We start from the raw sequence: 13572 nt of genomic DNA, 5'->3' as shown, positions 1-13572 counted from the left end.
AAGTATTGCCTAGCAATGATACATTTTAGCTCTCGGCTATATTTGGACATAAAAAGACCCCCAATAATTGGTGTCCAACTATTGGGGGTCAGTTCAAAAAGAAGTGGCTTTTTGCTATTTCAAACACGACATTGTGCTGATGAATGAGCAACCCAAATAGGCGGTCACTCAAACTCAAAAATTAGTCGCGGAAGTTGTCAAACTGGAAAGGTTGACCAAGTTCACCGCCGCGAACTAGAGCCATAACAGCTTGTAGGTCATCACGCTTCTTACCAGTAACACGAACTTTGTCGCCTTGGATAGAAGCTTGAACTTTAACTTTGTTGTCTTTGATTAGCTTAACGATCTTCTTAGCGACATCAGTTTCAATGCCTTGCTTAAAGATAACCGTTTGGTGCCAAGTGCGACCTGTTTGGTCTGCCGCTTTCGCTTCCATCGCGTTAGGATCAACATTACGCTTCGTTAGGTTGCTGCGAAGGATATCGCGCATTTGCTTCAGTTGAAAATCGTCTTGAGCAGTCAATTTTACTGATTCATCTTTGTAATCAAAGCTTGCGTCAACGCCGCGGAAATCGAAACGAGTCGATAGTTCACGGTTTGCGTTGTCTACTGCGTTACGCAGTTCTACTGCTTCTACTTCAGAGATAATGTCAAATGATGGCATCGTGTTGTTTCCTTAAGCTAAGTTTCTATCTTTAATTGCTGTTGCAAGCATGTCTAGCATTGTTGCAGTATCTTCCCAGCTTAGGCATGGGTCAGTAATCGACTTGCCATATTCTAGGTTGTTAATGTCTGTCATTGGCTGGTTGCCTTCAATAATGAAGCTCTCTGCCATAATGCCTGCAATTTGGTTCTTGTTAGATTTAATTTGCTCACAAATGTCTTGTGCAACTTCTAACTGCTTACGGTGTTGCTTCTGACAGTTAGCGTGGCTAAAGTCTACAACCAAACGTTGAGGTAGATCGAATTCAGCCAGTTGCTTACATGCAGTATCTACAGATTCAGCGTCGAAGTTAGGGCCTTTATCACCACCACGTAGAATAACGTGACCGTATGGGTTGCCAGAAGTACGGTAAACCGTCATGCGGCCGTTCTTATCTGGAGAGTAGAAGTAGTGTGAAGCATGTGCTGCACGAATTGCATCGATAGCAATCTTGATGTTGCCGTTGGTCGCGTTCTTGAAGCCAACAGGGCAAGACAGTGCAGAAGCCATTTCACGGTGAATCTGAGATTCAGTTGTACGAGCGCCAATCGCACCCCAAGTGATAAGGTCTGCAATGTACTGACCTGTGATCATATCAAGGAATTCAGTCGCGGTAGCTAGGCCAAGCTTGTTGATATCTAGCAGAAGCTTACGAGCTTTGTTCAAGCCTGTTTCAAGTGCGTATGAACCATCAAGGTTAGGATCTGTAATCAAACCCTTCCAACCTACAACAGTACGAGGCTTCTCGAAGTAGGTTCTCATTACAACGAACAGTTCATCTTTGTACTGGTCTTGAATTTTGCTTAGGCGCTCAGCGTAATCAAGTGCCGCATCTGTATCGTGAACAGAGCAAGGGCCTACGATAACTAATAGGCGGTTATCACGACCAGTTAGGATATCTTCGATTTGGCGGCGAGAATTTTTAATGCGCTCAGCAACGTCGTCAGTAATAGGGTGTGCATTGCCTAGTTCGGCAGGAGTTGGCATAGGACCCAGAGCTTGGGTTCTCAACTCATCAGTTTTTAATGGCATGTGATAGCTTTTTTATTCTATTGCGAAGTGGTTAAGATAACGGAATTGAACAGAGGAATAAACTCTATTGAGTCAAAGTTATCTCAGTTATTGCTAATATTCTTATTTTTATCAGCAGGCCAGCGTCAAATAAGGGATTTTCACTTGTATTAACAGGCAGCTATCGGTATTTTCGTTTGAACACAACATAAAAATGCTGGAGCAGCAATGACTCAAGAAAATCAAAGCACTTTGCACCCAGAACTCGTCGTAGGTGATGTGCTGCCTTCTTATAACGATAATAATAATTCCAACCACTTATACGTTTCACTATCAGAATTGGTGATGGATCGTGTCTTTTATCACCCAAGTATCGAGAGTCACTTAGATACTTTGACTGATATTGAAAAAACGTCTTTAGAAGCGATCCTTGGCGATAAAACAGTCGATGAGCATTTTGTTTCGACCTTAGTGATTGCCATTCAAGCTGCCGTTCAGCCAAATCACACTTCTGTTCGTATCGCATTAAGCAGTGCAGACAGCTATGGATTCCGTTCGCTGCTTGGCGGGAACTGTGAAGCAGAAGAGATTAACCCTGCACTAGGTGTTCGTGGCGTTGCTCGTTACGCGACACCAGAATACAGCAAGGCTTTCGCTTTAGAATGTCAGGTTATTAAGGCATTACGTGAGCAGGGCATCAACGTTGAAGTAGTTGTGCCTTACGTTCGTGCGTTAAGCGATGCCGCTAAGATTATTGACCTGCTTGCCGAGCAAGGGCTACCACGCGGCCTTAACGGTTTGAAAGTACTGTTCTCGTGCGATGTGCCGTCTGCAGTGCTACTGAGCGAACGTTTACTGCATTACTTCGATGGTGTAGTGGTAAACGTTGATAGCTTAGCGTCTTTCACTTTAGGCGTAGACAAACACAATGAAGCTCAGCAACACGCTTTTGATCCACAAAATGAGGCGGTCATTACTTTGTTGGATATGATTGTTAAAGCAACCCTGAACGCGAAGAAGCCAGTGCTGCTAGTAACTCAAGGCTTAGTGGATTACCCACGTCTACAAGGTTACATAGCTGATCTTGAAGGCGTAGAAACGGTCGTGACTGCATAAATCGATTAGCTTGCCTGATAAGCCGACTTAAGGCGCTAATGCTTTGAGAATGAAAGAGATATCATTGTGCGATGATATCTCTTTTTTGTAACATTTTTTTGACATTCTTATCGCTAGTCGATTAACTGGTCTGATGACTGATTTGACTAGGTAATTCGAATGTTGACCCCTCTACAAAAAGCAAATTTCTACTTGAGCATGTTTGGTTTTTTCAAAGTGCCTCTGATCTGGTTATGCAGACCAAAATTGCTCGCACTGGATAACCAACATGTAGAGGTCAAAATTCCTCTTAAAAGGCGAACGAAGAACCACCTTAATAGTATGTACTTTGGCGTTTTGGCTGTAGGTGCGGATGTCGCGGGTGGGTTTCTTGCGATGAGCAAATCTCAGCAGCAAGGTGAAAAGATCTCGTTGGCTTTTAAAGAGGTGACGGGTAACTTTTTGAAGCGCCCTGAAGGTGATGTGCATTTCACTTGTAACGACGGTGAGCTGATCAACACTATGCTGGCAGAAACCATGTCGACCGGAGAACGGGTCAATCAACCCGTAACCATTATCGCGACTTGCCCATCTTTACATGGTGACGAGCCGATGGCGGAGTTCACGCTCACGCTTTCAATTAAGAAAGTCCCTTCAAGAAAATAGCGATTAAATAATAGATTTTGGTTTAGAAGTCATGGGTAACGTTGAAGAGATAAAACAACGGTATGTGAATGGTTTCCACATACCGTTATAGAGAACTTTATAACGGCTCTATGACTCTTGAGTGATCTGCTCAATATCAACTATTTTTGAACGGTTCATAACGATCTTCCAACGGTAGTAGGTTGGTTCGTTATCATGGTTGTTCTCTTTAATGATCAGGTTGAGAAGATGACGCTTTTCTACTGATTCGCGGCTCACTTGTCCTTCATTCAAGCGGTAGATCTTGTTTGAGCCTTTATCCATCAACCGTGTCAGCGCTCTGAGGCTGATCGATAACGTTTCACGAGTCTCCTCATAACCACTCATAAAGGTCGATGTCGACATCTCAGTATGAGAGCGGTAATGCAAGATTTGCTCTTCACGTTGTACCACACGCTTTTTACGGATCGACTGAATGCGATCTGCAAGCTTAGAAAAATTTGCGTAGTCCAACCATTCCAGTTTATGGCCTACTGACTTGTTGGTCGTTGGATCATAGTAACGACGCTTCCATTTTGGCTTGCCTTTACGCAGCCAGCGCCAAAGGATGTCTCTCAAGTCATCTTTAAAGATCTCACGCAGTGCGTAAATGAAAGACATTGCCACGATGAAAGAGGCGGTAATCTCACCAAGAAAGTCACGAGCCAAGATCACAGTAGTGGTCACGACAACCATCACCAAACCGGTCGCGATGCCTTTCACGGCACGCTTAACGTTCTTACCCATCGACGTTGTCTTTTCTTTAAGCACGATAGGGTGTTCAATCAAACGACGCAGCAAACGCATCTTGTTACTCAAGCGGGTAACGTCCTCTCGAACTCTTGCTGAGTTGTAGCGGTTCAGTTTACGGTGCGCGGTCTCTTTATCACAAAGCGTTAAGAGTCGTTCTTTAATCGTTGAATACTCACTACCTCGTGGCATGTGTGAAACTAGCGATAGGAACTTTTGCTCGGTATACCAAGATAGGTAGTTATCGATATTAGCGTAGTAGCGCTTGAGATTTTCTTCGTAAGGGATGCTTCGGCGTAGCTTCTTCAAGATATCTAAAGCCAATTCAATGACTTCATCTACTTCATCAGCCGTTACGTCGTCACTATCAGTTTTATTTAAGCTGCTGACTGCTTTATCTAACGCGATAACATATTGGTAGGCAAACAGACTCAAACTGACACGATACTGTGTTGTAGATAAGCGTCCACGTTTTGCCAAGCGACTGTGTACCAAAGGTAAAAGTGTTTTGTCACTATAGTAGGCACGTTTTTGAGTGATTGAGCTGTAGAAAAAGGCACTTTCAGAAAGCACTTCAGGAGTCAGTCCAAGTTCACCGGGAATGAATAGATAAACGTCCATGTCGAGCTTTTTGGTCTTAGCCATGGCATGGTTAATTTTAAGTGTTATCGCATCTTGTTTATCAACGGTGATCAACGATGTCTCCTAGAATGTAAAAATATGAATGAAACTAGCGAAAGCATATCAGAGATCACGTATAATCTCCGCCAAATTTAAAGTAGAGACAACCTTGATGATTAATATTGGTCAAATAAACAACTTAGAAGTAGTAAAACAAGCAGACTTCGGTGTATTCCTTGACGCGAGCGACTATGGAACCGTGTTGCTGCCGAAACGATTTACTCCTGAAGGTGTTGAAATTGGTCAAAAGCTAGATGTTTTCTTATACATAGATTCTGACAACCAGATCGCTGCAACGACTGAAAAACCAATAGCTCAAGTAGGCCAGTTTGGTTTGATGACGGTTGAAGGTGTTAACAGCACTGGTGCATTCATGAGCTGGGGCGTGAAAGGTAAAGACCTTCTTGTTCCTTTCAGCGAGCAGCGTGGCCGTTTAAACGAAGGTCAGTCAATCTTAGTATATGTGTATATCGATAAAGCATCGAGCCGTATCGTTGGTACAACGAAGTTCAACAAATGGTTAGACAACACGCCTGCGACTTATAAGCAAAATGAGCAAGTTGATCTCATTATCGCTGAGCGCAGCCAATTGGGTTACAAAGCGATCGTGAACGGTGAACACTGGGGTATGATTTTCCCATCTGACATCATCGGTAAGCTGTTCATTGGTAAAACACTAAAAGGCTACATTAAAAACGTTCGTGAAGAAGACGGTAAGATTGATTTGTCTCTTCAGAAAGTTGGTGTCGCTAAGATGGATGACCTAAGCACTAAGGTTCTTGATCTGCTTGAGAAGAAAGGCGGTTACCTGCCTTTGAATGATAAGTCTTCTCCTGAAGTTATTTTCTCTGCATTCAGAACCAGCAAAGGTACGTTCAAGAAGACAATTGGTGGTTTGTACAAATCTGGCAAGATCACTATCGACAAAGAAGGTATTAGCTTAGTTAAATAAGCGATCCTCTCGGTCAAAAAAAAGCCCAAACCTTCCTGTTTGGGCTTAGGGGAAAGGGCTCCGAAGAGCCTACGCTAATCGTTTTAATCTTTTGACTATTAGATTGAAGTCTAGTTTAGATTCCCTAAAGTGCGATTTTTCTTTTTGGAAATAGTGGCTTGAATTGATATTTATGTAATTAGTTGTTGATTTACAAGCGCTCGCACACTGAGTTACATGGCCGATAGAATAGAAAAAGCCCAAACAATTAACGTTGTTTGGGCTTTTGTTTATCTAGCTGTATACAGGGAGAAAGCTTTAGAATAGGTTCTTATCGCGCACTAACTCGCGTGGTAAACCGTTCTTCACTCGGTTGCCAACCCATTTACCAAGGCCGATGATTGCACCGTTGTACTTCACTAGTACTTCACCTTTGCCAGACAAGCCTTCAGGGCGAACATCGCGTCCCATGAACCATTCACGAGCATCTTCAATGCTTAGCTCGACAACATTAGCTTCATTACCTGTTGCAAGCGTTGTCGCCACTTGGTGCTGCCAGCGGTAACCTTTTTTATGGGTTTCGGCGATCTTTATTCCCATGCGAGAAAAACGGAACTCACCGATCATAGGCTCTAGCGCTTCTGGGAATAGCCAAACGTCTTTGTCGCGAATCCAAACCTGAGTATCGCTTGGCAATTCGATATCGAGAGTACTCATTAGTTGTTCAGCGACTTCTTGCTGAGTTTTCTTTGATGCTTTTTCAAATGGGAATTTACCCATACGTTTTTTAACTTCTGGTGGAGTAACAGACGCTAATTTACGGATACGTGCAACAAAGAAACCTTCTGAGTCATAAACTTGAGGGAAGATGTGTAGAAAGCCTTCCTCTGTCGTGGTTGCTTTTGCGTTGTCGAATAGTGATTCAAGAGATTCAAATTCAACCGCATCACCAAAGGTTTCTTTTAAGTGATGACACACTTGTTGGTTCTCTTCGGTGCTAAGCGTACACGTTGAGTAAACCAAAACACCATTAGGTTTAAGAGCATGGAATGCACTTTCAATCAGATCTTTTTGCGTGTCGGCAATATTGACCACAGATTGATACGTCCAGTTCTTCATCGCATCGGCGTCTTTACGAATGGTACCTTCGCCAGAGCAGGGTGCGTCTAGCAACACAGCATCAAACTGTTCTGGTAACCAACCACCAAAAACTCGACCGTCAAAGTTACTTAGAGCGGCATTACGAACGCCACAACGTTCGATGTTAGCGTGAAGGACTTTCACACGGCTTGCTGCATACTCATTGGCAACCAATACACCGCGATTATTCATTAGCGCAGCGATTTGCGTTGTTTTAGAGCCGGGTGCAGCCGCAGTGTCTAGCACCGCTTGGTAATCAGCTTCGCCTTGGAAAAGTGCCGAGGGTGGCATCATCGAGCTGGCTTCTTGGATGTAGAAAAGACCAGACATGTGTTCTGCCGTATTACCTAGTGGCGCTTCACTTTCGTCCGCTGTAATCCAAAAGCCCGTTTCACACCAAGGTACAGGTTCCAGTTCCCAGCCTTTCTCTTTTGCTCGTACTAGGAAGTCTTCAACACTGATTTTCAATGTGTTGATTCGAATACTTTTACGAAGTGGTTTTTGGCATGACGCAACAAAAGAAGCCATATTTAGATGACTAGGCATGATTGCTTCGATGTGCGTTAGGAATTCTTCAGGAATATATACGTTAGCGTGCAAAAGAGTATCTCGATTTATTGCATTAATGCGGGGAGTTTAAAGCAAAATGAGGCCGTCCTAAACCATATTTGCAGCAAACAGCAAAAATGCAGCCTAATGGCTGCATTTTGATGAAGAATTAATCTTCCAGAAACGTCAGAGAGTTCACTCTATGGACGAGGAATTGCGGTTCTCCATGATTTCCACTCATCTTCGGCTTGAGGATAGAGATAGAAAGACTGATCTTCGCTTGCTACTGGTTGAAGTTCATTTGTCGGTGGCGTTGAGAATGTAATACCACCTCTTAACAAGCTGTCTACCGTTCCGGCTTTGATGTTTGCGCCTGACAGGCCGATAGAGACATCGACGCCCGACACGTTCCAGAACACGGTGTTTGCGCGGATTAGATACGCGTAGTCAGGTTCTATTTGAATCGTAGATATGATGCGATCAGCAAACTCGCCCAGCTGAACATCTATAACACTGCCAATTTCTAGTTCACGGAATAGGATAGGTGTACCTTCAGATACTGAGCCGCGCGTTTCGCTTTGCAGTTGGAATATCTTGCCTTCAGGCTGCACAGGTCCTTTGCTAAGCTCAAATTTCGTGTTTCTTTCACCTTTGCCCGGGTCTACGTTGATGTGTTTAGAGAGCAGCGCAGAGACGTTTTTGATGCCATTAAGGCCAATCTCAGGTTCTGCCAACCAGAAGTGACTGTTCGTCACGGCAATCTTGTCGACGTACTCAGGTAAAATACGCGCAGTAATTTCAATGCCGCCCTTGTTGAAGTTCGGAATCACCAAAGTAACCTCACCAACAGTGACACCTTGATATTTGATCGCCATGCCCTTGTTGACTTCTTGATCGCCAGAAGAGGTGATAGTAATCGCGCGGCCAAATTTTCGAGCAGATTTTGAATCTTTGTAAAGCTTCCACACGTCACCAAGTTTGTTGTCGATTCCCGGCAGAGAGTCAAAAGCAATACCGCCTTGGATAAGGGTTTTAACTGGTGCCGCTTTAATGCTGATACCCGATAGCGACGCATCAACCTCAACGCCTGATCGGTTCCAGAAAACAGTGTACTTGTTGAGTAAGTGCGTGTAACGATTTTCGATTGTGACTTTGATTCTTACGCCACCGTCGGCAAGCTGAAAATCAGAAATACTACCCACTTGTAGGTTGCGGTAGAGGAGTGGACTGCCTTTAGAAATTGAAGGTAACTCACTGGCAAACAAAGAAAGTGTCTTTGAACCAGACTGATTAAACTTAGCAATTTCTGCTAACGACTTACTTTGGAAAAGTTGGTAGTCCGTTCGAGCTTCAGATTTACCTTCACTCACAAAGCTAATCGAGCCGGTAAGAAGCTGTTTTGCTGGTGGGACCGTAACACTCAAGCCTGATTCGGTTAGCTCTGCAGTCGCACTACCTGTCACAAAGAAACGGTTGTGGCTTTTGATAAGGTGCGCGTACTCATTATCGATAAGTGCATCCATGAAGACTTCGTGTTTATCAGAGCCCGTACCAACACCATCAACTAATCCCACATGGATGATAGAGCCAACGGCAATGCCTTTGTAGAGAAGTTGTGTACCGACATCTAACCCGAACGAATTGTTCGACGTTAAGCGAATCGCAACGGATTTCTCTTGTTCCTGACTGAATTCATTTTTGCGGATTGCAGTAAATCGACGCGCCTTTTCACCTTCACCCGGTACCAAGGTTAAAAAGTTACCTGTCACTAAATTGGCAATGTTTTTCATGCCAGTAAGCGACAATTCAGCCTCTTCTAGAACGAATTTACTGCCGCTGTTTAAAAAGTCACTGAATGCCGGTTGGATAGCGGCAGATGCAACGACGTTTTCACGCCCTTCACTTAGCGATAAATCAGTGATTTGACCGATTTCAATGCCGCGATACATGATCGGAGCACCCGTTGCACTGATTTTATTATCATCGGGAACGGCGATCTTGATAGAGATACCTCGACCCGCTGTCTTCAAATCTGGGTAGAGCTTGAACTTGGTATTCATCTCAACCGGTTGGCCTTCTCCCGGAGAGTCGACCGCAATTGAACCGCCAAGCAATGCACTTAGGCTCTCTAAGCGAACATCAACACCAGAAAAACCAATACTGGCACCTAAACCACTGACATTCCAAAAACGGCTTTGGTCGGTAATGATATGGCTGTATTCATCTTTAATCGACGCTTGAATCGTAACGGATTTCGCGTTGTCGTTTAACTGGTAGTTGTAAACCTCACCAATTGGGATTTTACGGTAAACGATTTGAGAACCAACAGATACGCCACCCAGATCTTTGGTCGTCAGTGAAATATTCAAACCTTCAGAAGCCAGTAAATCAGAAGGGGAGGATTCTAACGCTTGGAAAACGGTTTCTGGGTCTTGTTTGGTTTCGCTCGGGTGGATAGCAATATAGTTACCTGAAACAAGCGCGTCCAATCCTGAGATACCCGACAAACTAGCGGTTGGTTTTACTAGCCAAAACCGTGTGCCTTTTGAGAGTAGCTTCTTCGCTTCTGGGTAGATGTCAGCATCGACATAGATGCTCGATAGATCTTTGGATAAAGTGATGTCACGCACCATACCCACCTCTAAGCCTTGGTAACGAATCGTTGTTCGACCTGCGACTAAACCTGCGGCATCTGAGAAGTATATCTGCACACGTTGTCCAGCATCGTGTATCGATTTCATGACCAACCAACCGGCTAAGGCGACGGTTAATATCGGCAGAATCCACAAAGGTGAGATGCCTTTGTTTTTCCTTACTTCTGGTGAATATGACGTTTGTGATTGGTTATCGTTGTTCATTCACTGACTCATCTTTAGAGGTGTAGTTATCCCAAATTAGCCTAGGATCTAAGCTTTCCGCTGCTAGCATCGTGAGAACAACTACGACGCCAAAAGCGACTGCACCATAACCTGGTGTAAAGTTTAAAATTTGTCCGCGGTCGACCAAGGTCATCATGATCGAAATAACGAACAGATCCATTACCGACCATTTCCCCACCCATTTCACGATGAAATAGATGGTCATACGTTGCCTGTGGTAAACGGCGCGCTTCATCTTGATACAGATTAAGATGTACGCGAGGCCCAGTATTTTCGCGACTGGCACGACGATACTGGCAATGAAAATGATCGCAGCGATGCCATACATATCGCTATTAATCAGCGAAGCGACACCGGAAATGATGGTGTCTTCTAGCCTTTGACCGTTGGTAATAAGAATAGAAATAGGAATGACATTGGCTGGCACGATAGCCACGGATGCGGCAAATAGCAGAGCCCAAGTTTTCTGTATAGAGTAGGGCTTGCGGTGGTATAAGTCATGGTGACAACGCACACAAGTATGACCGTCAGGCTGAGATAGGTGACAGTTGTGACAGTGTACGTTCTTACTCTCAGCAAAAGAGTATTCGGATTCTTTTGCCCAAGCTTCCCAGTAGCGACGTACACTGATACGGCTTACTAGTAATACGCTGAAAAGCTGCAGAAGAATCAGGCCAATCAAACCAGGGCCGACGAAAATGTCAGAGTAATCTTGCAGTTTGAAACATGAGACCGCCAAACTTACCAGAAACACATCCAACATCATCCAATGTTTGAGAGTCTGAATAATGGCTAATGCATAACGAAAGGGTGTGAAGATCTTAAAACTCAGTGATACATGGGTGATGAGCACCGAGCTACATACAAGCAACGGAGCGATCGAACTGCAGAACAGAATCAGCAAACCAAGCAAAGGGAAACCTTCGCCCATTAAGGTAAAGACGCCGGATGGTAAAGTCGCGGGTATCATGACACCAATCAAGCGAATACTGATGAATTCGAAAAAGTGCGATGGGATAAATAGCAATAAACAAGTGACAGCGATTGCTAGGTTTCCAGACAGGCTAGGGGTGCCGCCTCTATAAAGCTGAGTGCCACATCTTGGGCAGTAAGCGGATTTCCCTAAAGGGATGTCCATTTTATCAACGGGGAGTTCGCAGCCCTGACAAAGGCGCACTGAGCTACTATCGCATTGATGCTGAGTTGATAAAGGGTTGGTGGGGAATGGGGAGGTCACGCGACCTCCCAAGTTGAAACGTCAGTTAGGCTCGATGCCCGACTTAAATACTTAGGACTACAAACATCAGGCGTGCGATTGCACACTGCCGTAGAGTGTTTGATAAAGTCCTTGTTGTTCAACCAATTCACCATGTGTTCCCGTTTGTGTGACTTGCCCATCTTCTAAAACATAGATTAGATCGGCTTGTTTCACCGCTGATAATCGATGAGCCACTATCAAAGTTGTGCGATCTTTCAAAAACTCGCTCAACGCTTTATGCAGTGCTGACTCTGTTGCTGTATCGAGTGCAGATGTCGCTTCATCAAGAATAACAAACTTAGGATTGCTCAGCACCATACGAGCTATTGCTAAGCGTTGTCGTTGACCACCAGACAGTCGAACGCCATTCCTACCAATTTGTGTATCTAAGCCATTGCTCAGTTGCTTGATGACATCTTGCATTTGAGCGACTTCAAGCGCACGCCACAACGACATTTCGTCGTATTCAGCACCAAGGGTCAGATTATGCCTTAATGTATCGTTAAAGAGTATAGGTTGTTGTAAAACAACGGCAATTTGATTGCGTATTACATCAAAGCTGATGTCATCGGTTGTTTCACCGTTATAGCGAATGCAACCTGAGTCTGCTTGGTAAACCCCAATCAGCAACTGGATTAACGTAGATTTACCCCCTCCACTCGCACCGACCAAAGCGACTTTTTTACCTGCAGGGATGTGCAGCGATAGCCTATTTAAAACAGTGTTTTCTAATGTGTAAGAGAATGTAACGTCTTCGATGTCAACTGTCACTTCTTGATCTTCAGTAAATGGGTTCACTTTACTGATAGGGCGCTTCTCTTCTTCTAACTGAAGAAGATCGTTGATGCGTTGTAGTGCCGCTTTCGCGCTATACCAAGAGAATTGAATCCCTAGTAGCTCTTGGACCGGGCCTAACATGAACCACAAGTAGCCAAATACCGCGAAAATCTGACCAATGGTTAAGTCACTGAATAACACCATTAGCATAGCGACGGCACGGAAAAGCTCGAAACCTAGTAAGAACAGCAGAAACGAAACACGGCCAGCAGCTTCAGATTGCCAAGCGTATTTGTCTGCATCGATTCTTACTTGGTTTGCTTGAACCTTAAGTTCATCGAGAAAGATACGTTCTTTATTCGCCGCACGCAGTTGGTAAATGCCGTCTAAGGTTTCCACCAAACGGTTTTGAAAGCGCTCGAAAGATTGGTTTTCGTATTTCTTAAGGTGTTTGACCCTGCTGCCTAGTTTACGGGAGAAATAAATTACAACAGGATTGACCAATAAAATGAACAATCCTAAACGCCACTCTAACCACAACAGCACGATCGCTGTCCCGAACACGGTCAGGAAGCTGATGATAAATTTAGAAAGAGTCGAGCCAATGAACTTATCTATTGTCTCTATGTCTGTTATTAGGTGGGCGTTAATACCGCCACTGCCTTTGGTTTCGTATTGTCGAATACTGATGCAGCCAAGCTTATCTATCATCTTGCTGCGCATTTGATAGGTAATTGTTTTGGACACAAGCGTAAACTGGCGCCCTTGCAGAATGTTCAGCGCTTGGCTAACGGAGCGCATGATAATCACTAACAACAAAGTTAGTGCTATATAGCCAGTCGGTGTTTGTAATGAAGATGGAAGTAGGTGGTTCATCATCTCTAAGCCTGAAGCGGGCTTATCAAGTAATACTTCATCAACCATTAATGGCATGAGCAACGGGATAGGGACACTAATGAGAGTTGCAAATATGGCAATAATGTTAGCAAACAGTAATTTGGACTTGTGTTTTTTTACTTGAGTTATTAACCAAGAACGGCTAATAGTGTCTTCTGAATTGTTCATTGTAATGAGAATAAGTCCTATTTAGTTTGATGGCCGCATTCTACTGCGT

10 protein-coding genes are annotated in these 13572 nt (G+C 44.1%); 3 read left to right on the top strand and 7 right to left on the bottom strand.

Annotated elements, in window-relative coordinates:
- Positions 1-181: 181 nt before the first annotated feature.
- On the bottom strand, positions 182-664 hold the full coding sequence (locus tag AB4512_RS20860; protein WP_017063832.1) for a YajQ family cyclic di-GMP-binding protein: 483 nt from the start codon (positions 662-664) through the stop codon (positions 182-184).
- 12 nt (positions 665-676) lie between these two features.
- Positions 677-1735: a 3-deoxy-7-phosphoheptulonate synthase gene (locus tag AB4512_RS20855; protein WP_017059698.1), complete on the bottom strand. Its 1059-nt coding sequence runs from the start codon at positions 1733-1735 to the stop codon at positions 677-679.
- Positions 1736-1942: 207 nt separating this feature from the next.
- On the opposite strand from AB4512_RS20855, the gene AB4512_RS20850 reads away from it, so the two are divergent.
- Together AB4512_RS20850 and AB4512_RS20845 are read left to right on the top strand one after the other, a co-directional pair.
- Positions 1943-2830 carry a putative PEP-binding protein gene (locus AB4512_RS20850; protein WP_372156952.1) on the top strand — a complete coding sequence of 296 codons (888 nt, stop codon included), beginning with the start codon at positions 1943-1945 and terminating at the stop codon, positions 2828-2830.
- A 159-nt stretch (positions 2831-2989) separates the two neighbouring features.
- Complete coding sequence (locus AB4512_RS20845) at positions 2990-3475, top strand: PaaI family thioesterase (RefSeq protein WP_017082222.1); 486 nt, start codon at positions 2990-2992, stop codon at positions 3473-3475.
- 108 nt (positions 3476-3583) lie between these two features.
- Here the strand turns inward: AB4512_RS20845 and AB4512_RS20840 are convergent, their stop codons facing one another.
- Complete coding sequence (locus AB4512_RS20840; RefSeq protein WP_017063834.1) at positions 3584-4939, bottom strand: hypothetical protein; 1356 nt, start codon at positions 4937-4939, stop codon at positions 3584-3586.
- Between the two features lie 28 nt (positions 4940-4967).
- Between AB4512_RS20840 and AB4512_RS20835 the strand changes: the two genes are divergently transcribed.
- Positions 4968-5876, top strand: a complete 909-nt coding sequence (locus AB4512_RS20835) for a S1 RNA-binding domain-containing protein (protein ID WP_017059694.1) — start codon at positions 4968-4970, stop codon at positions 5874-5876.
- Between the two features lie 297 nt (positions 5877-6173).
- Here AB4512_RS20835 and rsmF read toward each other — a convergent pair whose 3' ends face one another.
- From rsmF to AB4512_RS20815, 4 genes are all read right to left on the bottom strand, one after another.
- Positions 6174-7595: a 16S rRNA (cytosine(1407)-C(5))-methyltransferase RsmF gene (rsmF, locus tag AB4512_RS20830; protein ID WP_372175540.1), complete on the bottom strand. Its 1422-nt coding sequence runs from the start codon at positions 7593-7595 to the stop codon at positions 6174-6176.
- Positions 7596-7744: 149 nt separating this feature from the next.
- Positions 7745-10402, bottom strand: a complete 2658-nt coding sequence (locus AB4512_RS20825; protein ID WP_372175539.1) for an MlaD family protein — start codon at positions 10400-10402, stop codon at positions 7745-7747.
- Positions 10389-11672 carry a PqiA/YebS family transporter subunit gene (locus AB4512_RS20820; RefSeq protein ID WP_372175538.1) on the bottom strand — a complete coding sequence of 428 codons (1284 nt, stop codon included), beginning with the start codon at positions 11670-11672 and terminating at the stop codon, positions 10389-10391. Before AB4512_RS20820 ends, AB4512_RS20825 begins: the two co-directional genes overlap by 14 nt.
- 54 nt (positions 11673-11726) lie before the next feature.
- Positions 11727-13523 (bottom strand): ABC transporter ATP-binding protein, encoded by a 1797-nt coding sequence (locus AB4512_RS20815; protein WP_372175536.1) that lies wholly within the window; start codon positions 13521-13523, stop codon positions 11727-11729.
- Positions 13524-13572: the final 49 nt, after the last annotated feature.

The organism is Vibrio sp. 10N.222.52.B7, assembly GCF_041474275.1.
In the GTDB taxonomy this organism is placed as follows: domain Bacteria; phylum Pseudomonadota; class Gammaproteobacteria; order Enterobacterales; family Vibrionaceae; genus Vibrio; species Vibrio crassostreae_C.
The sequence above is the reverse complement of the archived record's forward strand: the minus strand, read 5'-3'. Positions and strand labels throughout refer to the sequence as shown.